Raw genomic sequence first — 26,255 nt, forward strand, 5'->3', positions numbered from 1 at the left:
AGGGCGCCGGCGTTGAAGCCGGCGCCCAGCCGTTTCAAACGCTAATGCGGTTCAGCGTGTAAGCACGGTAAGCGCCGACGAATGCATCGAACGAACCGACCTCTTCACGCTCGATTCTTGCCTGATCGTCCAGCGACTTTGTAGCGAGCACCGCCATTTCGCGTTCGGCCTCGGCGCTGAGCGGACGGCTGCGGAAGTAATCGGCGTGCTTTGCGCTCAGTTCGAACGCAAATTCGTTAAAGCTTTGATGGCGCTCTCTCATGGTCTCCAGCACGCGAGCGGACGGTGTCAGCGAGACATCGGCCAATCGTGCGCGCTGGGCCTTCAAGGCGGTCATGTGTTCGTCGATACCATGCAGCGCATCGAGCGCCTGCGCGACCGGTTCGATGGCGTCGAGCAGCGAATTCGCCCAGCCTTGCATGGGGACTTCGCGGCCATCGCGTACCAGCGTCAGGCCGGGCTTGCGGCCCTCCTTCGTGATGCGCGCGAAGTTCTCGTTGGCTTCCTCGTTGGCAGCGCGCGGCAAAAGCGGGCTGTCTTCGATCGCGCAATACAGCAGATACGCGTCCATGAAACGCGTGGTCTCCAGCGAGATCCCGGTCGGCTCGAATGGGTCGATATCGAGGCAACGCACTTCAATGTATTGCACGCCACGCGACGACAACGCATGCAACGGCCGCTCACCGGGTTGCGTGACGCGCTTTGGCCGGATGGTCGAGTAGAACTCGTTCTCGATCTGCAGCACGTTCGTGTTGATCTGCACCCATTCGCCGTCGCGCTGCGTGCCCATGGCTTCATACGCCGGATACGGCTCGCTGACCGCTTTCGCGAGCACGTCGAGGTAACCGTCGAGCGTGTCGTAACTCGGCAGCAACGCGGATTGCGCAGGGTTGTTCGTGTAGCCGAGATCGCTCATCCGCAGGCTGGTGGCGTACGGCAGATAACGCGTGGTGGCGTCGAAGGTCTCGAGCGAATTCGGGCGGTCGCGCAGGAACTGCTGGTTGAGCGCAGGCGATGCGCCGAACAAATACATCAGCAGCCAGCTTGTGCGGCGGAAATTCCGGATCAGCGCGAAATATCGTTCGGACTGGAAATCGACTACCGGCACGGTGCTGCGGTTATCGAGCGCGGCCCACGTGCGCCACACGTCTTCATGCAGCGAATAGTTGTAGTGAATTCCGGCGATGCATTGCATGGTGCGGCCGTATCGCAGCGACAAACCGCGCCGGTACACGTGCTTCAACATGCCGATATTCGATGTGCCATACCAGCCGATCGGGATGTCCTGATCGGCGGGAAGCTCGCCGGGCATGGAGTCGTTCCAGAGCAATTCGCTGCCGAGATGGGCGTAGGCGAAGCGATGCAAGTCGTCCAGTTGCTCGAGCGTGCGCGCGACGTCATGCTCGGCCGGCGTAATCAGTTCGATCAGCGCTTCGGAGTAGTCGGTGGTGATGAGCGGATGCGTAAGCGCCGAGCCGAATGTGTGCGGATGCGGTGTGGTGGCAAGCGTACCCTCGTGCGTCACCCGCAGGCTTTCCTTCTCGATGCCGCGCAGCCCTTGGCGCAACGCAGCGCCTTGCGGGCCGCTGGTCAGCGCGGATAAGCGGCGCAGGAAAGCGCTGTCAGACGGAGATGAGAAATTCGTATTTGCCATTGCTGCGACGGTTGCGTGTCTGGCGCCGAACCGAATGCGCCGAACCAGATTTTTGGGTAGCGGGCACTTTAACATCTCAGTGTAAGACGTGCTTGAACCCTTGCCGGATAAGGGTTTGCGCGAATTCCAGTGGTTTGGCGAGTGAGTGGTAGCGGCAGGGTTCGATGGGCGATGCAGGACTTCCGATTCGGCTGCGTAAGCGGCAGTGGGTTGAGGCGGCTCTTCGGGGCGGGTCTTAGGATCCGCTTCGGGCCCACGTAACGACGCTGCGTGTCACCCGCCTTTCGCCGATCCCGCCCGGTCCGCGATCTCGTTCCACACATGAAGTGCAGCATACGCGCGATAGGGCCGCCACGCCTCAGCGCGGGCGCGCAGCGCCGTCGCTTTTGCCATCGACGGATCGCGTGCCACCAGCGCCTGCATCAGGATCAGGTCGGTGCCGGACCACGCGTCGGCATCGCGTAGTGCGCGCATTGCCACATATTCCACTGTCCACGGCCCGATACCCGGCATGGCCAGCAACGCCGCCCGCAGTTCGGCGCGGTCCGCATGAGGATCGTCGAGGGGCAGCGCGCCCGCCGCGACCTCGCGTGCGAACCCTTGCAACGCCGCCACGCGTTTGCCCGGCATGCCGATCTTTTCCAGATCGACCGCGGCCAGCGCGGCGGGCGTGGGGAAGCGCCAGGCCGTTCCGGCATGCGGATGATCGGTGAGGGGCGTACCGGCGCGTTCGACCAGCCTTCCCACAATGGTCGAAGCCGCTTTCACGCTGACCTGCTGGCCGACTATCGCGCGCACGACCAGCTCGAAGCCCGACCACGCGCCAGGTACGCGCAACCCCGGCACGGCACGAGTCAGCGGCGCGAACCATGGGTCGCGGCCGAGATGGGCGGCGATGGCAGGTGCGTCGGCCTGAAGATCGAACATGCGCGTCAGATGCTCGCCGATCGCTTTTGCGTGACGGCTCGCCGCGCCTTCCAGTGTTGCGACGAGACAGGGTTTGCTGGCGTGCCGCGTCACGCTGAGCGTGCCTGAATCGCCAAGCCACTCAATGGCACGTCGATACGAACCGTCCTCCACCGCTTCGACGCCAAGCGTCGCGCGCCCCGCGAAAAATCGCAGGACGCGGGGCCAATCGTAGGGTTCGACGTAGGGCAGTTGGATGCGGGTGGGCTTGGCTTGGGGCAATTTAGGCGCGTTCGAAAGCAGGGAGGATCGGGCGATCGGGATGCTGATCGGCATCGTATCGCCCTATGTGATTCAGAAGATGTCGAAAACCCGCAAGCCAACCATGCGCCATCAGCCCAGGTCCTCCGCGCCGACGGTTTCGAGCGGCGCCTCCAGCCGATGCTCCTTTTCCGCCGATAACAACGCGACCTTGCGCGCCGTGCCCCATCGATACCCCGCCAGCGCACCATCCTTATGCACCACGCGATGACACGGGATGGCAAGCGCCACCGGGTTCGACGCGCACGCATTCGCCACAGCCCGCACCGCCCGTGGCGATCCGAGCGTTTCGGCGATATCGGTATAACTGCGTGTCTGGCCGTATGGGATCCTCTGCAACGCATCCCATACGCGCTGCTGAAACGCCGTCGAGCTGATATCGAGCGGCAGGTCGAAGTGCTCCCGCGTGCCGCGCAGATAGGCATCGATCTGCACGATGAACGGTGCGAGCCGCGCTTTATCCTCGATGCGTTGCGCGTCCGACAGCTCCTGCGCCAATTCAGCTTCGAGCGCGCCAGGGTTATCGCCGAAAGCGATCTTGCAGATGCCCTTGGGCGTCGCCGCGACCAGCACGATCCCGAGCGCTGTCTGCGCAGTGGCGAAATGCACGACCAGACCCGCCCCCTTGCGTCGATAAGTCGACGGCGTCATCCCGAGCTCGGCCGGCGCCGCGTCATACATCCGCGAGGTGGAACCGAAGCCGGCGTCGTGCATGGCGCGCGTCACGTCATCGCCGCGTTGGAGCGCACCGCGCAATGCATCCGCGCGGCGGGCGGCCTGGTATTGCCGCGGCGACACGCCGACCACACGTGAAAACAGCCGCTGCAAATGAAACGCACTGACATGCACGGCGCGGCTCAATTCAGCGAGTGTCACGCGTTCCTGCGGGTCTGCGTCGAGCACCTTGCACGCCCGCTCCACAATGGCCAGCTCACGCGACAGGCTGCCCGGCTGACACCGTTTGCACGCCCGATACCCCGCGGCTTCGGCCTGCTGCGGGGTATTGAAGAATTCAACGTTTTCACGCCGCGGCTGGCGCGACGCGCACGATGGGCGGCAAAACACGCCGGTCGTACGAACGGCATAGAAGAACTCGCCGTCGGCGCTCGAGTCGCGGCTTGACAAGGCGTTCCAGCGGGTTTCATCGTTGGAAAAACCAGCGGTACTTGATTCGGGTTTCATCACAATCCTCGATTTGCGAAGGGTACGTGACTACTTTAGAGGCGCACGTCTGTAGGTACTCGCCGGATCTTGCTCTGTCATTGCTTCCTTGGATCACGGGGATGTGAACACATGGACAAATGACGCACAGATGCGACACATCATCACCATAGGGGTTTTTACTACGATAAGTGTTGCATCGGCCCTATCGGCTGTGTAATATCGGAACTGTCTCCTCCATGTCTCCTCCTGATATGGATTCAGCCCGCTCCGCAACGAGCGGGCTTTTTTTCGTCTGTACGCGTTGGCGCCTTTATAGCCGTGCTGTTTCGCAACACTTGCTAAACTTGAAGCTGGTTTTTAGGCCAACCATTGGCCGTCACACGCTAAAAACGGAGACACGCGATGCACATCCCCATCCGCGAGATTGATCACGTCGTGATTCGCTGTGCGAACCTTGATGCCATGGTTGGCTTTTACAAGACGGTGCTGGGCTGTCCGGTAGAGAAGGAACAGCGCGAACTCGGGCTGGTGCAGATGCGCGCGGGACGCTCGCTGATCGACCTGCTGGCCGTTGGGGCGAAGATCGACCGGCCGGAAAGCGGTACGCCGGGCGCGGGCAACAACATGGATCACCTGTGCCTGCGCGTGGAACCATTCGATTCTGCCGCGTTGCGTGCGCATCTGCTTGAGAACGGTGTGCGCATGGGAGAAGAAGGCCGCCGATACGGCGCTGAAGGCTTCGGCCCGTCGCTCTATTTCTTCGATCTGGAAGGCAATCTCGTCGAACTGAAAGGGCCACCGGAAGGCTGACCGGTGGCCGGCTGAGTCATCCGATCAGCGCGGTTTTCCCTTGAACACCGTCCAGTCGATAGCGACCGGATCGACCGTGGCGCTGCCCAGCGACGCCTCGCCGTCTTGTACTGTGCATTGAAGCCGCATGGTCCGTTCGGCCAGCGCGCCGAGAGCGGTGGCCACGCCATCGGTGAGCGACCATACGGTCACGTTTTGCATCCGTTCGACCTTCGCTTTGACGCCCTGCCACCAGATATCGGAGGTGCGGCCGCCATACGCGATCACAATCACGCGGTCCGCGCGTCCGCTCGCCTTTGCGATGCGCCGTTCTTCCGGCTGACCCACTTCAATCCACGTTTCGATTTGTCCGGTCAGATCCTTTTGCCAGAGATCGGGTTCGTCGGTGTCAGACAGGCCTTTGGTGAATTCGAGGCGTTCGCTTGCGAATAACGCGAACGCGGCGACGCGCACCATCATCCGGTCGTCTGTTTCGGACGGATGCCGGGCAATGGTCAGCGCGTGGTCGCCGTAGTAGTGCCGATCCATGTCGGCGATTTGCAGTTCAGCTTTGTAGATTGTGGATTTGAGGGCCATGCAACACCGGAAAGCCTGTTTGAGAGGCCGGAAAAAAGGGGGAATTCGGAACGGATGTTTCGAGCGGAGCCGCAGCGTGCCGACGCGTTCCGAATCACATTCGACGACGTTCGACGCGTGATGATACCGAACGCGTTCGCTCGTTGCGGGGAATCGCTGGTGGAGGGGAAGTGTTGCAGGGAAAAGAGGGGCGGTTTGGCGTTGACCCATGCCGTGACCGACATGGCTTGAGTCTGTCCTGAGAGGACGTGATGCCGCGTCTAGCGGGTAAGAATAAATTCACTCCCCGAGTACTCGCACGATTAGATAAGCGGCGGTTCATACGCCGCCGTTATCCTTTTAAGCCGTGACCTGTATTTGATTAATTTACTGCTTAATAAATCGATCTGCAGTCCACAAGCCTTGTGTATCGCTGTTTGCAGCATTCACAAATTCGACGTCATGGCCGACAACCTGCACTACACGGAAATGAGCGCCTTCCGGAGCCGGTATGCATTGAAATCCGGTGAAGAATTCCTGCATTTTCTGCTGCTCACCTGCCTGGGCGTGCTGATCGGCGGAATCAAATTTGTCCTTCGATAAACAGCCGTACGCGTTAGGCATGAAGCTGAACGTTTGTTGCGGCTGGACTACCTTGTCCTGGGCCTGAGCCGAGGCGATCGCCCCCCATAAGCCGATCATCGCGAAACCAGCAATGGCGCGCATTTTCATCTATAGCCTCCATGCAACTCTTTAGCGGGGATTTAGCTATGTATTCAGTGACTAGTTATTAATCTGCAGCGTTTATCCTAGACGAGAATTTGCAAGAGGCAAGCACAACTTGTGTGCGCTTGCAACAAGACAGATTGTCGCAGCTGGGTATTTTGTAATAAGAGGCTTTAAGCGCGCGGCGCTGTAATCAAAAATGCCGAATGATGCGGCGCAATTAGAAAAACAATAAAAGATGCCCGGTTCGCTGGAACCGGGCATTAACCTCACGAGTGAGGGAGGAGACACTACAGATTACCGGGCCTGATCGCTGGTCAAAACCCAATTAACACCAAGCAGGATCTGTGCCGAACGTTGAAATAAAATACAGAAAAGCAATTCTGCAGATGAAACCGTTTCAATTCAGGAACTTGGTGCGTCACATGTTGCCCCCGGCTTGGGCCGGCCCGTGTTGCGGTTTCTGCCGTTTTTACACAGTGTCTTGTCAGACGCGGAACTTCGTGGATTAATCGACGCTTTCTACAGGAGCTTCCATGACCCTTGCTCAATGGCTGCCGTTCGCGGTCGCCTCCGCCATCCTTGTTGCCATTCCCGGACCGACTGTGCTGCTGGTCGTCTCCTATGCGCTCGGCCACGGACGCAAATATGCGCTTGCTACCACCGCTGGCGTCGCGCTGGGCGACCTTACGTCGATGACCGCTTCCATGCTCGGGCTCGGCGTGTTGCTCGCGGCATCGGCGGAACTGTTCATGGTCCTGAAATGGGTGGGCGCGGCTTATCTCGTTTATTTGGGCATCAAGTTGTGGCGCGCGCCGGTGATGGATGCCGATGCAGTCGGCGCGCCTGCCGAGTTGCGCACCCGGCGGATCGTGGCTCACGCTTACGCCGTAACCACGCTCAATCCGAAGAGCATCATTTTCTTTATCGCGTTCCTGCCGCAATTCATCGATCCGCATGTGGCGAGCATGTCGCAGATTGCGATCATGGAGGCGACGTTTGTCGGGTTGGCTGCGGCCAATGCGTTCGCTTATGCAATGCTCGCATCGGTTGCGCGGCGGGCGATTCGGCGGCCTGGAGTGCAGCGGACGGTGAACCGGACCGGCGGCGCGTTGTTGATGGGGGCAGGGGTGTTTGCGGCGGCGTGGAAGAAGGCAGTCTGAGGCTGGGGTGAGCAAGGCCGGGACGATATCGACAATCAAGCCCCGTTTTTACCCGCTTCGATTCGGCGGCGCCATGACTTGCTCTGAATAGGAAGCCCGAATCACAAGCCCAATCACAAGCCAATCCATCCAAACCACACGGCCATCCGCCAGAGCCCGGCAATAATGATCACGGCAGCGATGGTGGCCAAGGCTATCTGCCTGCGGCACCGAACTGCTTGCTCTTCATCGAGACCCTTTGGTTTCGCCATGTCGGGCTCCCTGCGTAGCTTCTCTCTGAGGAATCCTACATCAAGGAACGCTATGAGCCATGCGACGCCTACTTCCCAATACAAAACCGGCTGAAAATCACGCCCAACAGATCATCGGAACTAAATTCCCCGGTGATCGAATTGAGCTGATCCTGGGCGAGCCGCAACTCTTCCGCGAACAAATCGAGCGCTTGCGAATTCTGGTCCGCATGGTCGGCGGCAATTGCCAGATGTTCGCTCGCCGCGCGCAGCGCAATCAAATGCCGCTCGCGTGCCAGATAGATACTTTCCGCACCCGCCTGCCACCCGGCAATCTTGAGCAATTCGCTGCGCAATAGCGCAATACCATCGCCGGTTTTCGCCGACAAACGCACTTCCCGGACACCATCGCCGGCCACATCCGCCGATGCCTCCACGCCCGCCAGATCCGCCTTGTTCAGCACGCGCACGATCGGCACGCCCGTGGGAAAACGCGCCGAGATTGCCGCATCGTCGGCACTGAGCGTTTCGCGGGCGTCCACCAGATGCAATACGACATCCGCGCGGCCGATTTCCCCCCACGTTCGCTCGATACCAATCCGCTCCACTTCATCCTGGGTTTCGCGCAGGCCGGCGGTATCGATGACATGCAGTGGAACGCCTTCAATCTGAATAGTCTGCGTGACCTTGTCGCGCGTGGTGCCGGCAATTGGCGTGACGATCGCGAGTTCCGCGCCGGCCAACGCGTTCAGCAACGACGATTTGCCCACGTTCGGCTGTCCCGCCAGCACGACCGACAGCCCTTCGCGCAGCAGCGCACCTTGACGAGCGTCGGCGAGCACCTTGTCCAGCAAGGCACGGATGCGAGTGAGCTTGCCGCGGGCGTCGGCGGCTTCCAGGAAATCGATTTCTTCCTCGGGGAAGTCGAGCGTCGCTTCGACCAGCATGCGCAACGTAATCACGTCTTCCACAAGCGCATGGATTTCGCGCGAGAAAGCGCCATCGAGCGAGCGGCCTGCCGAGCGCGCCGCGGCCTCCGTGCTCGCCTCGATCAAATCGGCAACAGCCTCAGCCTGAGCCAGGTCGAGCTTGTCGTTGAGGAAGGCGCGACGCGTGAACTCGCCCGGTTCGGCCAACCGCACGCCGAATTCACGACCGGTCTCGACAGCACGCTGCAACAGCAGTTGCAGCACGATCGGCCCACCGTGTCCCTGTAACTCGAGCACGTGTTCGCCGGTGTAGGAGTGCGGTGCGGGAAAATACAGTGCAATCCCGCGATCGATCGCTTCACCGCGTGCATCGATAAATGGCACATAGCTCGCGTGCCGCGCGTCGAGCCGCTGACCGCACAGCGCGAGCATTGCGTGCTTTGCCGCCGCTTCGCCGGCTCGCCCGAACGACAGCCGGATCACGCCGATACCCCCACGCCCCGGCGCGGTGGCGATCGCGACAATCGGATCGGTGTCGTTATTGGACATGGTTATTTCCAGCGGAACGCGAGTGAACGAGTGGCGGCATTGTAGCGTGGCGCCTTTGTTTCGCTGCGTCGCACGAGTCGCTAGGAGGATTCTTAATTTATCTTATGTGGGATATGATGGAACATCGGACTGGCTGTTGGCGTGCATCGTTTCATTGGGTGCAAATGTGGTCATTGTTGGGCCACGCCTATCAATCAACCATCCCGGCATTTTGGTGTTGTTTTTCCTGAACGCGCTAAAAATGAGAAAGATGCGCCATATCTAGCGTAGGCAGTTGACTTCGCCACTGCGTTTGCCTCGCACAATCGCGACCATGCCAACACCCAAAGAGAAAACCGATTTTTCGGATCGGCTCAAATTTTCGATGACACGCGCGCCCGAGAAAATGCGCGGTGCAACCGATCTCGCTTTGCATTTTAATTTGCGTTATCACGGCGAACCCGTGTCGCCGCAAACCACGCATAAGTGGCTGACCGCGCGTTCAATTCCGACTGCCGACAAACTGGCAACACTTGCTGAGTGGTTCAAGGTCGAGCAGCACTGGCTTCACTACGGGCCGCCGCCAAGCGGGAATCCGCAAAATACCCCGAAGCCGATATCGCATGACGAGAAGTATCCGGCGTCCGAGGAGACGCTTGAATTGGCTTCGAAGATCGAGGCGCTTTCGTCGCATCACCGGTATTTGCTGGAAGAACTCATCGACCAGTTTTATGGGGTGGGCGGGAAGCGGTGAGATAAATTTATCTTTATTAAGATACTGCGTTGTCTTTTTGTTCCTAACGCGGAGCAGGTAGCCGAACGCTAACTCGCTGTATTCAAATATTTTTTGGACGGCTCGTCGTGCGATGCATCGGCGGCGCAGATTAATTTGAGATGCAAAGACAGCGAATGCCTGAAAAGGCATTCGCTGTCACTTTCTCGCTGCCTGAAAGCGCGCAAAAATTCGGCTGTCGAATGCAACAGCAGTGAGGAATCAAAATATGAATGTTGTCGCCAAGCAAGAACAAGCAAAGCAGCTGTTGGAAGCAGACCGAAAACGTAAGGAGGCCTTCGGCAATCGAGTAAAAGCTGCTGCAATTGACGCGAAGCCAACATTCGATAGCGTTCGAAAAGAATATAGGCTTCCCCCTGTGCGAGTAGGAAACATAGACGATTTTCTCCAAGTTTATAACCTCAAACGCGTTGGACCATCTCCTAGTCGTGATACAGCTAAACGTTGGTTTGCGGGTCAGCGCATCCCGAGTCCGAAATATCGTATTGACCTGTGTGTTCTGCTAGGTGTGACGTGGGATTTTCTGATTTCTGGCGCTATTGATGGGTCAGCGAGTGCGCAAGAGTTAGAGGCCAGGCAAGATCAGAAAACGCACTCTCGTCGTTTGGCATCGTTTCAACTCTCGCCGAGGGTAGATGACCTTCCGGCGGTGTTAAGCAAGTTTGTGTCAAGCGTCGTTGGCAGCATCAACGAAATGGCAATCGAATACCTGGAACAAAAACGCCCGGAATAAACCGGGCGTTTTGAACTCCAACCAAAGACTCAAAAACCTAAGCCTTGGCGACCTTCTTCTTTCCCATCATGCGCGTGATGTAATACTGCTGCGCGATGGAAAGCACGTTGTTCACGACGTAATACAGCACCAGTCCTGACGGGAAGAAGAAGAACATGACCGAGAACGCCAGCGGCATGAACATCATCATCTTTGCCTGAACCGGATCCGGCGGCGTGGGATTCAACCGCGTTTGCAGGAACATGGAAACGGCCATCATCACCGGCAGGATGTAGAACGGATCGGCCTGCGACAAATCGTGAATCCACAGGACCCACGGCGCACCGCGCATTTCCACCGAAGACAGCAACACCCAGTACAGCGAGATAAACACCGGAATCTGCACAACGACCGGCAGACAACCGCCGAACGGATTCACCTTCTCGGTTTTATAGAGCGCCATCAGCTCCGAATTCATCTTCTGCGGATCGCCCTTATACCGTTCACGCAATTGCGTCATGCGCGGCGTGATGGTCTTCATGCGTGCCATCGACTTGTAGCTTGCCGCCGACAGCGGGAAGAACACGGCCTTGATCAACAGCGTGAGCAGGATGATCGACCAGCCCCAGTTGCCCACATAGCTATGGATCTTCTCAAGCAGCCAGAACAGCGGCTTCGCGATGATCGTCACCATGCCGTAGTCTTTGACGAGCTCAAGACCCGGCGCGACGCCTTCCAGCATCCGCTCTTCTTCCGGACCGGCAAAAAGCCGCGATTGCACGTCGACGGTCTGTCCCGGCGCAATGGTCTGCAACGGCTGCTGCACGCCCACGCGATACAACTTGGGATCGATCTTCTGCACGTAGATATCGCGCTTCACACCCTGCTGCGGAATCCACGCCGACGCAAAGTAATGCTGCACCATCGCGACCCAGCCGTTATCGGCGGAGGGCGCGAAATCTTCCTTGCCCTTGTCGATATCGCTGAACGTCATCTTCTGGAAGTGATGCTGCTCGGTATAGACAGCCGGCCCGATGAACGTATGCGAGAAGCGCGGCGTTTCCACCGGCGAATCGTCGCGCACCAGTTCCATATAGAGGCGCGGTGTGACCGGCGCAGCGCCGACGTTCTGCACCTTCGTGTCGACACCGATCACATAGCTGCCGCGCGTGAACGTGTAGGTTTTGATGACCTTCACGCCACCCTTGACCGGCGATTCGAACGAGATGGACAGCGTGTTGCCGTCACCCATCGTCGTCTGGCCGCCCGGCACGAGCGTGAAGACGTCGTTGTGGTTCGGGAAGTCACCGCCGAGCAAGCCCGTGCGCGCGAGATACGTGTGCGTCGCGGTGTGATCGAAGAGCGTGATGTACAGATCCGGCTGCTTGCCGTCACCTTCCTTCACGAGCGACAGCTTCGACAGCGTGCCGCCGCGCGTATCGATCTGGCCGGAATAGACGTCCGTGGAGAAATTCACGAGCTGATCTGCGGCACTCGATGCAGGTGCGTTCGAACCCGGCGCGACCGGGGCGCCGGGTTCGCCAGGAGTGGCCGGCAAATCGGCGGCTTGCGTGCCCGGCGTCGTGGTTCCCGGTGCAGCGCTGCCGACCGTCTTGGTCGGGACGGCGCTCGGGAAGAACATCGACGGGCGCCCATGGTCACGTTGCCAGTTGTCGAACAGCATGACAGCCGACATGAAAAAGATGACCCATAGGACGGTACGTTTGATATCCATGCGTTGTCTCAGTGTCGATCGAAGAGCGCGTTATTGGCGCCGTTTGGGTTTGAACCTACTGAATTTTCCGGATCCAACGAAGCTGGATCTGGCGAATTCGATGAGCTCGGGGCAGAGTCGTCGACTGGGTCGGCCGCTGACGCGCCATCCTGCTGAACGCAGCCGGCGGCGGACGGAGGCACGGGGACCAGATCGATGCCGCCAGCCGAAAACGGATGGCAGCGGCACAGACGTTTTGCTGCGAGGAATGAGCCACGCGCGGCGCCATGATACTGGATTGCTTCGCGCGCGTAGTCAGAACACGATGGGTAAAAGCGGCACCGGTTGCCGAGCATGGGGCTCACCGCAACCTTGTAGAAGCGTAATAAGGCGATCAACGCCGTTTCTGCCATTCGTGCCGTCTGCATAGAATTCACGCTCGGGTCGACCCCGGACCAAGCCGGTGTGCGCCTGAAGCGGCTCATGAGCCCGCAGGCGCGGGTGGATCGTTGACGATGGGCGGTGCACCCTGCTCACCCATGCCTTCAGTACGTCGAGCGGCTTCGCGCACTGCACGCTCGAGCAGGCCGTCGATCTCCTCGCGAAACAACGCACGCAGCGGCGGCGATTTCGCGCTTGGCATAGCCTTGCGGTCAATTTTCGCATGCAGCCGCAGCAGGATGTCCCAGCCGCCAAGCTCCGCGCGCCGAAGCCGGAATGCCTCGCGCGCCAACCGCTTGATCAGGTTGCGCGTCACCGCGCGCGGCGCAAACTTCTTGCCGATAACCAAGCCCAGTCGCGCCTCGCTGCCTGTCGGCTTGCCATACAGGACAAAGTGCGGGGACCGGCGCCAGGGGCGCAAACGAAAAACGGATGAGTATTCATCCGTTTTCAGCAGCCTTGCGGCCTTGGGGAACGCGGCACTTGCTTGCAACTGACGGGTTTCCTGTCCGGAGCTTGCCGTGCTGCGCACCTGGCCGTCGCACGCGTCTGGGCGAGTGCCGGGGCGCGCCGTCAAAAGCGACCTTATACAGCCAGGCGCTTGCGGCCCTTCGCGCGACGTGCGTTGATCACCTTGCGGCCGCCGGCCGTCTTCATACGGACGCGAAAGCCGTGGGTACGCTTGCGGCGGGTAACGGAAGGTTGGTAAGTGCGTTTCATGTTGGTCTCACTTGGGTAAAAACGGACCGCCCGGCTAGAGGCAAGCGACGTAAAAGGCGACGCACCGGCCGGTGGTACAGGAATTCGGGTTTTGCGGAACCCGCTATTTAAACCGTTTTCCTATTGACCGTCAATAGGTTACGAGGCATGGCGAGCGGTTTTCCAAGAAGTCCACAGGTCCGATGATTCGATACACGGCATGGTCCGTCCCTGTGGATAACTCGCGCCGCGATTGCATTTGGCGTTAGAATCTCCGCTCAATCCGACGTAACCGCACGTTGTCCCGGTCCGCTGTGCCGCCTGCAAAAGCATGGTGGACAAGGCTCCGGGGCACGCTTGCCCGCGCGCACCGGGCCTTGTCGCCAAGTGGCGGCGAGGGCGGCGGCAGGACTCGCGGTAAACCCTAACGACTGCATTCGATGAACGATTTTTGGCAACACTGTTCCGCATTGCTGGAGCGCGAACTTACGCCGCAGCAGTACGTCACATGGATCAAACCGCTGGCCCTGGTCGACTTCGATGCCGATGCGAGCACGCTGCGCATCGCCGCACCCAATCGGTTCAAGCTCGACTGGGTAAAGAGCCAGTTTTCCGGCCGTATCGCTGATATGGCTCGGGATTTCTGGCACGCGCCCGTCGATATCCAGTTTGTCCTGGACCCAAAAGCCACGGCCCGCAAGGCGATGGGTGGCGCACCCGCGCCGTCCGCGCCGTCTGCGCCCTCTGGCGCACCGGCTTCTCCGCCCATGCAGCGAACGGCGCCTCAGCCCGCTGAAAGAAACAATGGCGGACACGCGAATGCGAGCGCCCATATCAACGCGCTCGCGGCGGAAGCCGCGCAAAACGCGCAGTCCCAGCAACACAATGACCAGGGCGACAACGGCGATCTCGACCTCCCGAGTCTCGACGCCAACGAAGCTGCTGCGGCACGCCGGACATGGCGGCCGGGCGGCACGGCGTCGTCGAATGGGGAAAACGATTCGGCTTACGAGCGTTCGAAGCTCAATCCCGTCCTCACCTTTGATAACTTCGTGACCGGCAAGGCGAATCAGCTCGCCCGCGCGGCCGCGATCCAGGTCGCCGATAACCCCGGCATTTCGTACAACCCGCTGTTCCTCTACGGCGGCGTGGGCCTGGGCAAGACCCACCTGATTCACGCAATCGGCAACCAGTTGTTGCAGGACAAGGCCGGCGCGCGCATCCGCTACATCCATGCCGAGCAATACGTGTCGGACGTGGTGAAGGCCTACCAGCGCAAGGCTTTCGACGACTTCAAGCGTTATTACCATTCGCTCGACCTGCTGCTGATCGACGATATTCAATTCTTCTCGGGCAAATCGCGGACGCAGGAAGAGTTTTTCTATGCGTTCGAGGCGCTGGTGGCGAACAAGGCGCAGGTGATCATCACGAGCGATACGTATCCGAAGGAGATTTCGGGTATCGATGACCGGCTGATTTCACGCTTCGACTCCGGCCTGACGGTCGCGATCGAACCGCCGGAGCTTGAAATGCGCGTGGCCATCCTGATGCGCAAGGCGCAATCGGAAGGCGTGAGTTTGTCGGAGGATGTGGCGTTTTTCGTCGCAAAGCATTTGCGCTCGAACGTGCGTGAGCTCGAAGGCGCGTTGCGCAAGATCCTGGCGTTCTCCCGGTTCCACGGCCGCGAGATCTCGATCGAGTTGACCAAGGAAGCGCTGAAAGACCTGCTGACGGTGCAGAACCGACAGATATCGGTGGAAAACATCCAGAAGACGGCGGCGGACTTCTACAACATCAAGGTCGCCGACATGTATTCCAAGAAGCGGCCGGCGAACATCGCGCGGCCGCGTCAGATCGCCATGTATCTGGCGAAGGAACTCACGCAGAAGAGTCTGCCGGAGATCGGTGAACTGTTCGGCGGCCGCGATCACACCACGGTGCTGCATGCCGTGCGGAAAATCTCGGCGGAACGCGGCACGGACGCCCAGTTGAACCACGAACTGCACGTTCTCGAGCAAACGCTGAAAGGTTGAGCGTTCTGCGCGGGAACGCGGCACACGTCGCTCGGTGCACAAAACGCAGGAAATGCAGGGAAACGGCCGCTCATGATCGTGCGCGCGGCCGTTTGTCGCCTGCGCCCAAAAGCGCCACAAAAAGCGTCAAAGAATGGGCCTGTTTATTGACGAAATTGCCCCCATTTTCAGGGGGCGGTCAGGTTTTGAGGCACAATACGGGTTTGACCGTCCAGCGGCCCTGGGCGGCGTTTTGGCGCAAGCCTGGCACGTGCGAGCGGCAATCGCCGCAAGCGCGTGACACGAGACCGTCCGAAGGTCATCCATGCGGTGGCAAACGCTTCTCAAAAAGCGGAGGCAAAAGTGGTGACTGCAGCGGTGACAAAAGCGGCGGACGGCCGTCACATCAACGAAGGAACTCTATGCAACTGGTCAAGACCGAACGAGATAATCTCCTAAGGCCGCTGCAAACCGTGAGCGGAATCGTCGAACGCCGTCATACGTTGCCGATCCTCGCCAATTTGCTGATCACGAAGACTGGCGCCGACGTGTCGTTCCTCTCGACCGATCTCGAACTTCAGATCACCACGCGTGCTGACTTCGGCACGGGCAGCGATCAGGTTGCCACCACGGTCGCCGCACGCAAGCTGCTTGATATCCTGCGCGCCATGCCGCCGGGCGAAGTGTCGCTCGATCTCACCGACAAGAAGCTGACGGTACGCTCCGGCAAAAGCCGCTTCGCGCTCCAGACGCTTGCTGCCGATAAGTTCCCGACCGTCAACCAGGCTACAGAGTTCGGCGCGAGCCTGTCAGTTCCGCAAAAGACCTTCCGGCAATTGCTCGGCATGGTCCACTTCGCCATGGCGCAGCAGGACATCCGCTATTACCTGAACGGCATGCTGCTGGTTGTCGACGGCGACCAGTTGATGGCAGTTGCAACGGACGGCCACCGGCTCGCGTTTTCGTCGATGAAAATCGAAGGATCGTTCGCGCGCCAGGAAGTGATCATTCCGCGCAAGACCATTCTTGAATTGCAGCGCTTGCTTGAAGACATTGACGACTCGCTGGTTATCGACATTGCCGCGAGCCAGGTCAAGTTCACGTTCGGTCAGGTCGAACTCGTCTCAAAGCTGGTGGAAGGCAAGTTCCCCGACTTCCAGCGCGTGATCCCGAAGTCGCACAAGAACACGTTCCTGATCGGCCGTGAAGAATTGCAGCGTTCGCTGCAACGCGCCGCTATTTTGACGTCGGACAAGTTCAAGGGCGTGCGTTGCCTGATCGAGCCGGGTCAGTTGAAGATCATGTCGACCAATGCCGACCAGGAAGAAGCGCAGGAAGAACTGGAAATCGCGTATCAGGGCGACAGCGTGGACATCGGTTTCAACGTCACGTATCTGCTCGACGTGCTCGCGAACCTGAAGATCGACATGCTGCAAGTGAGTCTCGGCGACGCTAGCTCAAGCGCCCTGATCACGATTCCCGAGAACGACGAATTCAAATATGTGGTGATGCCGATGCGCATCTGACGCGGCCAAAACTAAAAACTTTCCAAGGGGCGCATTGCCCCTTTGGCATTTTTAAGGTGTTTCGAAAAGTCTCATGCAGCGACCACGTTGCGACCCAGTAGCGACCCCGCAGTGACCTAGTAGTGACGCAGAACCGGAAAAAAACCCATGACTGAAAACCCAATTTCGCAACCCGACAACGCTTATGGCGCATCCTCCATTCAGATCCTCGAGGGTCTGGAGGCGGTCCGCAAGAGGCCGGGTATGTATATCGGCGATACGTCGGATGGCACGGGTCTGCATCACCTCGTTTTCGAAGTGCTGGACAACTCGATCGACGAGGCGCTTGCCGGACATTGCAACGACATCCACGTCACAATTCACGCTGACAACTCCATCTCCGTGACCGATAACGGCCGTGGCGTGCCGACGGGCCTGAAGCTTGACGACAAGCACGATCCGAAGCGCAGCGCCGCCGAAATCGTGATGACCGAGCTGCACGCGGGCGGCAAGTTCGACCAGAACAGCTACAAGGTATCGGGCGGCTTGCACGGCGTGGGTGTGTCGTGCGTGAACGGCCTGTCTGAATGGCTGCGCCTCACCGTGCGCCGCGACGGCAAAAAGCACTTCATGGAGTTTCATCGTGGCGTGGTGCAGAACCGTGAGCTCGTGACGGAAGACGGGATTACGTACTCGCCTATGCACGTTGTAGGGGATACCGAAAACCGCGGTACCGAAGTGCATTTCATGCCCGATATCACCATCTTCGGCAACGTGGAATTCCACTACGACATCCTCGCCAAGCGTATGCGTGAACTGTCGTTCCTGAATAACGGCGTGCGGATTCGCCTGACCGATCAGCGTGACGGCAAGGAAGACGATTTCGCGTTTATCGGCGGTGTGAAGGGCTTTGTCGAATACATCAACAAAGCGAAGCAAGTGCTGCATCCGAACGTGTTTCACGCAATTGGCGAGAAGGACAACGTCACCGTCGAAGTGGCCATGCAGTGGAACGACAGCTACAACGAAAGCGTGCTGTGCTTCACGAACAACATTCCGCAGCGCGACGGCGGCACGCACTTGACCGGCCTGCGCGCGGCCATGACGCGGGTGCTGAACAAGTACATCACCGACCACGATATTGCGAAGAAAGCGAAGATCGAGACGAGTGGCGACGACATGCGCGAAGGATTGTCGTGCGTGCTGTCAGTGAAAGTGCCGGAGCCGAAATTCAGCTCGCAGACGAAGGACAAGCTGGTGTCGTCGGAAGTGCGTGCGCCGGTTGAAGATGTCGTCGCCAAGGCGCTCGAAGAGTTCCTGCAGGAAACGCCGAACGACGCGAAGATCATCACGAACAAGATTATCGATGCAGCGCGTGCCCGCGACGCCGCCCGTAAAGCGCGTGAAATGACGCGGCGTAAAGGCGTGCTCGACGGCGTTGGTTTGCCGGGCAAGCTGGCCGATTGTCAGGAGAAGGATCCGGCGAAGTCCGAGATCTATATTGTCGAGGGTGACTCGGCAGGCGGATCGGCGAAGCAAGGGCGTGACCGGAAGTTCCAGGCCATCCTGCCGCTGCGCGGCAAGGTGCTGAATGTGGAGCGCGCGCGTTTCGACAAGCTGATTTCATCGGAGCAGATCGTGACGTTGGTCACGGCGCTCGGGACCGGGCTTGGCAAGGACGATTACAACCTTGAGAAGTTGCGCTATCACCGCATCATCATCATGACCGACGCGGACGTGGACGGCGCGCACATCCGTACGCTGCTGTTGACGTTCTTTTATCGGCAGATGCCGGAGATCGTGGAGCGCGGGTTTATCTATATCGCGCAACCGCCGCTTTACAAGATCAAGGCGGGTAAGGACGAGCGGTATTTGAAGGACACGCACGAGCTTAATCAGCATATGTTGAAGCTGGCATTGCAGGGTTCGGAGCTGACTGCAACTGAAGGCGCCACGCCAATCAGCGGCGACGCGCTCGGTGAATTGGCGCGTGCTTATTTGCTAGCGCAAGCGGTGGTGGATCGTCTCAGCCGGTTTTACGACGTCAACGCACTTGGCGCAGTGATGGATGGCATCGAGCTGGACTTGTCGACGCAAGAATCCACCGTGGCTTCGGCTGCCGCTTTGCAGGCCGCTTTGCGTGCCGATCCGTTGAAGCCGGAAGTCAGTGTCGAGCCGGCTTACGACTCAGTGCGCGAGATTCGGTCGCTGCATATCAACCGCCGGCATCACGGGAACGTGAAGGTTTCGGTTATCGATGAAGACTTCCAGCTGACCGCGGATTACAAGCAACTGCAGACGACTGCGAATACGTTCAAGGGTTTGATCGGGCCGGGTGCATTGATTAAACGCGGCGAGCGGTCGATGGCGGTTACCGACTTCAAGAGCGCGATGAAATGGTTGATTGCGGATGCGGAGCGTAACGTAACCAAGCAGCGCTATAAGGGCTTGGGCGAAATGAACCCGTCGCAGTTGTGGGAAACGACGATGGACCCGACCGTACGCCGTTTGTTGCGGGTTCAGATCGAAGACGCGATTGCAGCCGATGGGATCTTTACGACGCTGATGGGCGATGACGTTGAACCGCGTCGCGCGTTTATTGAATCGAACGCGCTAAGGGCGGGGAATATTGACGTTTGAGATTGTGACTTTTTGAGAAGTTCGGGTAGCACGATCTACAACTCGCTTGGAAAAAGCCAGTCGCATCTTCGATGTGACTGGCTTTTTGTTTTGGGCGACAGCATAGCCACGATCCCGGTAGCCCAGCGACGATGTAACCCCTCTGTTTGCCGCCTTTGACCACGCCATTCCAGAAGTACAAAGGTACGGAAATAGTGGCGATTTCTATGGATTCCGAACTTATTTCTTGCAAACATTTATCTCGAAAATGCGAATGCCCTTTCGTGGCGGTGCTTATCGCTGAATCATAAGGGGACAATAAGGACATGCTCAAGGTAGGCGTCGTCGGGCGGCGCAATATGCTTCCGAACTGCCAGGCATCCGTTGATTTCGGTCAAACGGCTAACTGGCTTGACGAGCGCAGGCCGTCGCGGCGCTTGCGCGCCGGCGGCCAGCTTCTGGTGTAAGTATTGATAGCCAACGGCCGTCTTCCTGGCTCCGTAAAAAATTTGCAAACGCAAAGGCGCATGCAGATTTTCTTATGCCGGGCGAGGCTCGCTACTCGGCGGCTCGGTGCGCCCGGGATTCGCTTCGATTAGCTAAAGCCAAGTCATATGCGAGTCCCGCGGCTACCGGCGCCCGGAGATTTCACGCCGCGAAATTGTGAAAAACGATCTCAAGCGTCGGCAATAGGCGTCACGCCGTTTAAAGTCCACGGTTACCTCGAAGCGCTTCGGCGCTGCGGCACAAGCGCGCGTACGAACAATGCCGTTCGCAAATAACCGATAAAACTTCATGGCCCGACCTAATTTTCAACAAGCGAAACAATCCGGCGGCGTGCGCCAATCCTCTGCGGCTATGCAAGCGCGCTTGGCCAAAATTGCCGAACAGTTCCAGGCGGCGTACGCGGCAGGGGATTATAAAAGCGGTGCGAGATTTGCCGAAGAAGCGCTTCGTATCACGCCAGACAACATGACGATTTTGCCGGACTACGCGTTGTGCCTCATGCGTATCAACGCCTATGACCACGCGTACAAGGTATACATGAGCATCCACAATGCACCAGCGAGCAAGCGCAAGCTTGCATCGGCGACCTGGCTTGATGGCTTGGTGGAGGTATGCGGCTGGCTGGGTAAAACCGAAGAAATGCGCGAGTACGGATTGCGCTCCTTGCGAGCCTCCGACGCAAAATGCGGTGCTAATCCGAGCGAGCCCATTCCCGATTCCCCACCGCCCGAATTCAATCCTGCGAACCCCGCTGAAAACGTGATCGCCTACTCGCTGTTCGGATCGAATCCGCGATATTGCGAGCCCGCCGTCATGAACGCCGAGATAACGCGCGACGTGTTCAAGGGCTGGACGTGCCGCGTTTATCTGGATGCTACGGTGCCCGAGCACGTCCAACGCAGACTCAAGGACGCTGGCGCCGAAGTTGTTTTCATGGACCGCGACTCGGGCGTTCATCCGCTGATGTGGCGCTTTCTCGTGATCGATGACTCAAGCGTTAAACGCTTCCTTCTACGCGATGCTGACGCGCTGCTGTCCGAGCGCGAACACGCAGCTCTACAGGAATGGGTGAATAGCCCGTACTACTTTCACATCATCCGTGACTACTTCACCCACACCGAACTGATTCTCGCGGGCTTATGGGGCGGATGCACCGGCGTGCTGCATAACGCGGTTTCATCGATGCAGCAGTTTGCCGCGAAAAACGCTGATAGCGGCCGTTTCATCGATCAACATTATCTACGTGAACACGTATGGCCGACATTGCGCAAGAGCGTGCTGTCCCACGACGACCTGTTCGGTTTCCACGATGCCAAGTCTTTCCCGCCGCACGCGCCAAACCGATGGAACACGGAAAAATTCCATGTCGGCAGCAATACAAGCTATCAGGCGATCGGCGGCCCAAGCGTGCTGCCCGAAGGCGCCGAGCAACGGTTGATTTTCAGTGCGGCAGATGGCAAGCGATTGTTCGATTATCAAGCGACCGTTCAGAATGGCGAATGGCGCTTGGACATGCCGTTCTTCGTGATAGATAAGATTGCATCCCAGGAAATCGTGGTGCGTCGGGAGGAATAAGCGCTCACCTAGCGCTCAACAAGCGCTCCTCACGCGCCGACAACTTCCACGGTCGAGAAGCCAATCCCCAGGCTTTTCGTCACTCTGATCTGCAAAGGAATGCGCTCCTTGAGTGCTTCCACGTGACTGATCACACCGATCATCTTTCCGCTTGCGTTCAACGAATCGAGTGCGTTCAGCGCGATCTCCAGCGTCTCGCCGTCGAGCGTGCCGAAACCTTCATCGAGGAACAGCGAGTCGATGGAAGTCTTGAAACTTACCAGATCCGATAAAGCCAACGCCAGCGCAAGACTCACCAGAAAGCTTTCGCCGCCCGATAACGTGCGTGTGTCACGCGCAATGTCGCCTTGCCACATATCGAGTACTTCCATTTCCAGATCGCCCGCCAACTTGCGGTTCAACTGGTAACGCCCATGCAGTTGCGTGAGTTGCCGATTCGCGAGATAGATCAGATGATCGAGCGTGAGGCCTTGCGCAAACTTCCGATACTTCGCGCCATCGGCGGAACCGATCAGACTGCTTAAGCGTTGCCACAAGTCGTAGCGCGCGCGTTGAGCATCGATCTGTTGATACAACGCCTGCTTTTCCACGCGCAGCCGGTCGTCGTTCTTGAGCGTCGAGCGAAGCTCGCCTTGCTTTTCGCTCAGTGTCTTCAACGTTGCAAGCAGTTCATCAACCGTGCGTTGCAATGCTTGCGCGTCTTGTTCGGTCTTCGGCTCTTTCAGCAATTCCGCGCGATGGTTTTCCGCGTTCGTGCGCAGTGTGCGCACGGTCGTCAACAGATCGTCAAGTTCGCGTTTCAGCGTTTGCAAGCGCTCGCGTTCTTCGTTCGGCAGCAGCGCTTCGGCGAACGCTTGTTCATTGGCGAATATGCTTTCGACTAACGCACTCGTCCATGCATCCGATGTTTTCTCCGCGCGTTCGGCGTCTTCGCTCAGGCGTATCGTGAGCGTTCGCTGCGTGCCTTCGAGCGCGCTGGTTTTATCGCGTGCGATTTCGTAGCGTTGTATGGCCGATGAAAACGCTGCATCGGGATCGTTGGCCGCTGCAACAACCTCAGTCTGCAATTCGACAAAATCCGCTTCGCAAGCAGCCCATCGCGTGGACCATTTTTTTGCTTCCACCGATACCGCTTCAAGCGCCTGCCGCGTGCGATCGGCTTGCTGTGTTAACACGTGGCTTTTATCCGATGCCGTCTGCCACGCCTTCCATTCGGCTTCGCGGTGCGTGATCCACGTTTGCCATGAAGCCCACGAATCGGGACGCGCGTAACCGACCGACGTCACGGATTCATCAAGCGCCTGTTCTCGCTTGGCCAGCGCGTTCTGCAACGACTCCGTGTGATCTTTGGTTTCCTTGAGCGACTTTTCAGCGCCGCTTTGTTTCTCTTCGAGCAGTTTCAGATCGTGTTGATGCTGGACTGACTTCCGCTCCGCCGCATTCGCGGCGTTCGCGTGCTGCTCGATCACCGTCTTCTGTTGATCCACCGCAGCAAGCGTGTCTTGCGCGCGCTTTAACTTGGTCGCGTGTTGGTGCACATGAGTATCGAGCGCGCTTTGCTCAATGGCTTCGAGTTCAAGGTCAGCGCATAACTGCGTCCAACTTGCGGCATGCGAACCAGCGTCGACGATCCATGTATCGATACGTTTTCCGAGTTGTTCAATCGCCACGCTCAACCCCGCGATTCCGACATTGATCGCTAGAGCTTCCTTGCGTTTGCCGTCCAACGCGAGTTGTTTGTCTTTCAACGCTTGCTCGGTCGCGGAGATATCGAGCGCTTCATACGCACTGATCGACGGATGCGCCATCGAGCCACACAAAGGACAGGCTTCTCCAGGCTGTAACGCCGCGCGATGACCGGCGAGATCAAGAATGCGCTGTTCCTGATGCAGTAATTTGCGTTTGTCTTCAATCTGCTCCACGAGCGTTTCAATCTCTTTGGCGAGACGATCGCGTTGCTCGATCAGCGGCTTGACCGAAGCGTTCTTCTGCGCGAGTTCTTCGCGATCCAGTGCGAGTTGTTTGGTCCCGCGAGCAATCGTTTCGCCGATATGCGCAAGCTTGCCGAACAATTGATGTTGATCCTGAAGCCGCTGACAACGCGTCTTTAGATCGCCTTCGATGTCGCCGTTCAACAGTGCCAGGAGCTTCGCGCGCTGCTCGGCTTCGCCTTTGCGCGCGTACTCGGTTGCGGTCGTTGCGTCCCGCACTGCAATTCGCTGAGCATCGATCGCCTGGGCTTGCCTATCGATCGCGAGTTTCAACTCATCGTGCTTTCTGCGAGTCGCTTCAATGTCGCTCAGCGTCTGCTGGCGCACCGCGAACTGCTGCTGCCACAACACAATCTGTTCGCCAAGTTTGCTTCGATGCGGATGTTCATCGAGTGCGGACTGAACGGCTCTAGCATCGGCGAGAATTTCGTTCAGTGTTCGTTGTCGAAGCTCGGCAATCCTTCCACTTATGACCGATGCCAGACGTAGACCGCGCGCGGCATCGAGCGATGCAACCTGCTTGTCCGCCTTCGCGCTCTCTAGTTGACGCGCGGTTCCCACATGCCTGTCGCGAGCCGCGAGCATGGCCATATGATCCGCACGCAGCTTTTCAGCGGGCTCGCTTGCCGCTAAACGATCGAGTGTCGGCTTGGCATCGGCGATCTTCAATTCAGCTTGCCGTTGGTTCGTCAGTGCCTGCTCAAGCTGCACGTCCGCCGCCGATAACGCCGCTCGCCAGGCCAACATCGCGCGCGTTGTATCGAGTTGCTTGCCGAGCTCTGTTTCTTGCTCGCAAGCCGCAGTTTGTTCCTGCTGGAGGCCGTTTCGCTGTTCTTCAGTCAGCAACTGAACACCATCGGCGCGCACCAGCAACGTATCCAGCGCAAGCTTCTCGTCGCGCGTCCGTTCGAACACATTCTGCGAGATCGTGCCGTAGATATCGGTGCCGGTGAGTTCTTCGAGCAACTCGGCGCGCTCGTTCGCCTTCGCTTCTAGGAACGCGGCGAAGCCACCTTGCGCGAGCATCATGGACTTCGTGAAGCGGCCGAAATCCAGTCCAGTGATGCTTTCGACAAGCCGCAGTTTATCCACGATCCGCTCGGTCATGATCGTGCCATCGAGACGCGCGAGCTCCACCTTGGGCGCTTGCAGATTGCCGTCGGCTTTATCGCGTGCGCGACGCTGGCTCCAGAACGCCCGATACCCTTCGCCCTTCACTTCGAACTCCACTTCCGCGAGGCATTCGAACGTGTGCCGCGTCATCAGCTCGTTCGTTCCTTGAGAGACGGTGTCCATGCGGGGCGTGCGGTGATAGAGCGCAAGGCAGATCGCATCGAGCAACGTGGTTTTGCCCGCGCCAGTCGGGCCGGTGATCGCGAACAAGCCGTTATCGCGAAACGGTGGTTGGCTGAAGTCGATCTTCCACTCGCCCTTAAGTGAGTTCAGATTCCGCAACCGCAACGACAAGATCTTCATGCTGCATCCGCCTCGCCAATCTGCGCCACCACCTCGCGATACATCGATAAAAGCTGCAAGCGCGTTTCCTCGTCGATGGTCTCCGTTTGCAGGCGGCGCGCGAATACATCATCGGGCATGAGCTCGTTCAAGGTTTCCTTTGCTTGGCGATGCAGCGTGTTCAAAGCCGAAGAACGCTCGCGGCGAATGCGCAGCACTTCAACCGGCAGGTCTTCAGCGATTGTCTGGATACGCGACTGGAGATCGCTGAGGTAGTCATCGGCGCAGACTACGATTTCGAGCCACACGGTCTCGCCTTGGGACGCTGCTGCCGAGACCGCAGCCTCAAGCTCTTTCAACGATCCTTTCACCGACAACAACGGCTGAAAGCACGGCACGTCGAGTACAGTCACGCGTTCAAGGCCGTTCGTCGACACATCCACGAGCAGCATCTCTTTCTGCTGCCGCGCTTCGTCGAAGCTCAGTGGGATCGGTGATCCGCTATAGCGAATGTGCTCCAACCCGCCCACTTTCTGCGGCCGATGGATATGCCCGAGCGCGATGTAATCGGCCGCCGGGAAGGCGCTCGTTGGAAAAGCCTCCAGCGCGCCGACATAGATCTCCCGCACCGACTCACTCGCGCTCGCGCCGACCGTCGTCAAATGACCGGTCGCGATAATCGGCAAATGCGCGCCAAGCTCCAGGCGTTTTTGCTCGGCCAGCGTAAACAGCGCCTGGTAATGCGCGTGAATCGCGTCTTGTAGCGATTGCTGTTTATCGCGAGCGCTCTGTCCCGCGATGCTCTGCAGCACGTCGCGCGGACGGATGAACGGGATGGCGCAGACAATTGCGCCAGGCTTGCCGTCGCGCGTGGTGAGCAGACGAACCTGTTCGTTCGGATCGTCCTGCACGGAGGGAATGACCACGGTATTTAACGCCGTCAGCAAATGGCGCGACTCTTCCAGCACGGCGACGGAATCGTGATTGCCCGCCAGCAGCGTCAAACCGACGCCTGCGTCGCGCAAGGCCAGAATCAGTGTGTAATAGAGCTCGCGGGCGTAGCTGGGCGGCGCGCCGGTATCGAAGATATCGCCGGCTATCAGCACCGAATCCACGGCGTGCAGCCGCGTCTGCTCGACCATCCACGCAATCAGCTTTTGATGTTCGGCCTGGCGTGAATGCCCAAGAAAGTACTGGCCGAGGTGCCAGTCCGAGGTGTGCAGGATTCGCATCGGGGAGGTGGGTT

General features: G+C 58.8%; 21 protein-coding genes. 8 read left to right on the forward strand and 13 right to left on the reverse strand.

Annotated elements, in window-relative coordinates; translation table 11 throughout:
* Positions 1-34: 34 nt before the first annotated feature.
* The 3 genes from gshA to ada all read right to left on the reverse strand — a co-directional run bounded on the left by gshA (position 35) and on the right by ada (position 4,063).
* Positions 35-1,654, reverse strand: coding sequence for a glutamate--cysteine ligase (gene gshA, locus BSU04_RS08340; RefSeq protein ID WP_089160177.1), 1,620 nt, complete (start codon positions 1,652-1,654; stop codon positions 35-37).
* Positions 1,655-1,927: 273 nt separating this feature from the next.
* Entirely contained in the window at positions 1,928-2,890 is a 963-nt protein-coding gene (locus BSU04_RS08345) for a DNA-3-methyladenine glycosylase family protein (protein WP_373452811.1), read from the reverse strand.
* A 63-nt stretch (positions 2,891-2,953) separates the two neighbouring features.
* Positions 2,954-4,063, reverse strand: a complete 1,110-nt coding sequence (gene ada / locus BSU04_RS08350) for a bifunctional DNA-binding transcriptional regulator/O6-methylguanine-DNA methyltransferase Ada (protein WP_089160179.1) — start codon at positions 4,061-4,063, stop codon at positions 2,954-2,956.
* Positions 4,064-4,447: 384 nt separating this feature from the next.
* Between ada and BSU04_RS08355 the strand changes: the two genes are divergently transcribed.
* Entirely contained in the window at positions 4,448-4,855 is a 408-nt protein-coding gene (locus BSU04_RS08355) for a VOC family protein (protein WP_089160180.1), read from the forward strand.
* A gap of 24 nt (positions 4,856-4,879) precedes the next feature.
* Here the strand turns inward: BSU04_RS08355 and BSU04_RS08360 are convergent, their stop codons facing one another.
* Both BSU04_RS08360 and sap1 read right to left on the reverse strand, forming a co-directional pair.
* Entirely contained in the window at positions 4,880-5,431 is a 552-nt protein-coding gene (locus tag BSU04_RS08360; protein WP_089160181.1) for a YaeQ family protein, read from the reverse strand.
* Between the two features lie 366 nt (positions 5,432-5,797).
* Entirely contained in the window at positions 5,798-6,142 is a 345-nt protein-coding gene (sap1, locus tag BSU04_RS08365; protein ID WP_089160182.1) for a surface attachment protein Sap1, read from the reverse strand.
* 530 nt (positions 6,143-6,672) lie between these two features.
* On the opposite strand from sap1, the gene BSU04_RS08370 reads away from it, so the two are divergent.
* Positions 6,673-7,299 (forward strand): LysE family translocator, encoded by a 627-nt coding sequence (locus BSU04_RS08370; protein WP_089160183.1) that lies wholly within the window; start codon positions 6,673-6,675, stop codon positions 7,297-7,299.
* Between the two features lie 113 nt (positions 7,300-7,412).
* On the opposite strand, the gene BSU04_RS46315 is transcribed toward BSU04_RS08370, so the two are convergent.
* On the reverse strand, positions 7,413-7,550 hold the full coding sequence (locus BSU04_RS46315) for a hypothetical protein (RefSeq protein WP_179258246.1): 138 nt from the start codon (positions 7,548-7,550) through the stop codon (positions 7,413-7,415).
* Between the two features lie 68 nt (positions 7,551-7,618).
* Entirely contained in the window at positions 7,619-9,007 is a 1,389-nt protein-coding gene (gene mnmE, locus BSU04_RS08375) for a tRNA uridine-5-carboxymethylaminomethyl(34) synthesis GTPase MnmE (RefSeq protein ID WP_089160184.1), read from the reverse strand.
* A gap of 313 nt (positions 9,008-9,320) precedes the next feature.
* Between mnmE and BSU04_RS08380 the strand changes: the two genes are divergently transcribed.
* Positions 9,321-9,740 carry a transcriptional regulator gene (locus BSU04_RS08380; protein ID WP_089160185.1) on the forward strand — a complete coding sequence of 140 codons (420 nt, stop codon included), beginning with the start codon at positions 9,321-9,323 and terminating at the stop codon, positions 9,738-9,740.
* Positions 9,741-9,987: 247 nt separating this feature from the next.
* Positions 9,988-10,512 carry a hypothetical protein gene (locus BSU04_RS08385; RefSeq protein ID WP_089160186.1) on the forward strand — a complete coding sequence of 175 codons (525 nt, stop codon included), beginning with the start codon at positions 9,988-9,990 and terminating at the stop codon, positions 10,510-10,512.
* A gap of 37 nt (positions 10,513-10,549) precedes the next feature.
* On the opposite strand, the gene yidC is transcribed toward BSU04_RS08385, so the two are convergent.
* From yidC to rpmH, 4 genes are all read right to left on the reverse strand, one after another.
* Positions 10,550-12,226: a membrane protein insertase YidC gene (gene yidC / locus BSU04_RS08390; protein WP_089160187.1), complete on the reverse strand. Its 1,677-nt coding sequence runs from the start codon at positions 12,224-12,226 to the stop codon at positions 10,550-10,552.
* Positions 12,227-12,234: 8 nt separating this feature from the next.
* A complete protein-coding gene (yidD, locus tag BSU04_RS08395) occupies positions 12,235-12,618 on the reverse strand; it encodes a membrane protein insertion efficiency factor YidD (RefSeq protein WP_089160214.1) in 384 nt (127 codons plus the stop codon).
* A gap of 68 nt (positions 12,619-12,686) precedes the next feature.
* Positions 12,687-13,139 carry a ribonuclease P protein component gene (gene rnpA / locus BSU04_RS08400; protein WP_179258247.1) on the reverse strand — a complete coding sequence of 151 codons (453 nt, stop codon included), beginning with the start codon at positions 13,137-13,139 and terminating at the stop codon, positions 12,687-12,689.
* Positions 13,140-13,231: 92 nt separating this feature from the next.
* On the reverse strand, positions 13,232-13,366 hold the full coding sequence (rpmH, locus tag BSU04_RS08405) for a 50S ribosomal protein L34 (protein WP_006998755.1): 135 nt from the start codon (positions 13,364-13,366) through the stop codon (positions 13,232-13,234).
* A 419-nt stretch (positions 13,367-13,785) separates the two neighbouring features.
* Here rpmH and dnaA point away from each other — a divergent pair, with 419 nt between their 5' ends.
* The 4 genes from dnaA (at position 13,786) to BSU04_RS08425 (ending at position 21,563) form a co-directional block, all read left to right on the forward strand.
* Entirely contained in the window at positions 13,786-15,378 is a 1,593-nt protein-coding gene (gene dnaA, locus BSU04_RS08410) for a chromosomal replication initiator protein DnaA (RefSeq protein ID WP_089160189.1), read from the forward strand.
* Between the two features lie 401 nt (positions 15,379-15,779).
* The gene (dnaN, locus tag BSU04_RS08415; protein ID WP_089160190.1) at positions 15,780-16,883 is read left to right on the forward strand and encodes a DNA polymerase III subunit beta; all 1,104 of its coding nucleotides are present in this window, start codon (positions 15,780-15,782) and stop codon (positions 16,881-16,883) included.
* 147 nt (positions 16,884-17,030) lie between these two features.
* Complete coding sequence (gene gyrB / locus BSU04_RS08420) at positions 17,031-19,502, forward strand: DNA topoisomerase (ATP-hydrolyzing) subunit B (RefSeq protein ID WP_089160191.1); 2,472 nt, start codon at positions 17,031-17,033, stop codon at positions 19,500-19,502.
* 849 nt (positions 19,503-20,351) lie between these two features.
* Complete coding sequence (locus tag BSU04_RS08425; RefSeq protein ID WP_218827250.1) at positions 20,352-21,563, forward strand: tetratricopeptide repeat protein; 1,212 nt, start codon at positions 20,352-20,354, stop codon at positions 21,561-21,563.
* 29 nt (positions 21,564-21,592) lie between these two features.
* Here the strand turns inward: BSU04_RS08425 and BSU04_RS08430 are convergent, their stop codons facing one another.
* Positions 21,593-25,030: an AAA family ATPase gene (locus tag BSU04_RS08430; protein ID WP_089160193.1), complete on the reverse strand. Its 3,438-nt coding sequence runs from the start codon at positions 25,028-25,030 to the stop codon at positions 21,593-21,595.
* Positions 25,027-26,241 (reverse strand): exonuclease subunit SbcD, encoded by a 1,215-nt coding sequence (gene sbcD, locus BSU04_RS08435; RefSeq protein WP_089160194.1) that lies wholly within the window; start codon positions 26,239-26,241, stop codon positions 25,027-25,029. The genes BSU04_RS08430 and sbcD overlap by 4 nt, the downstream gene beginning before the upstream one ends.
* Between the last annotated feature and the right edge of the window lie 14 nt (positions 26,242-26,255).

It is taken from the genome of Caballeronia sordidicola (assembly GCF_002220365.1).
In the GTDB taxonomy this organism is placed as follows: domain Bacteria; phylum Pseudomonadota; class Gammaproteobacteria; order Burkholderiales; family Burkholderiaceae; genus Caballeronia; species Caballeronia sordidicola_C.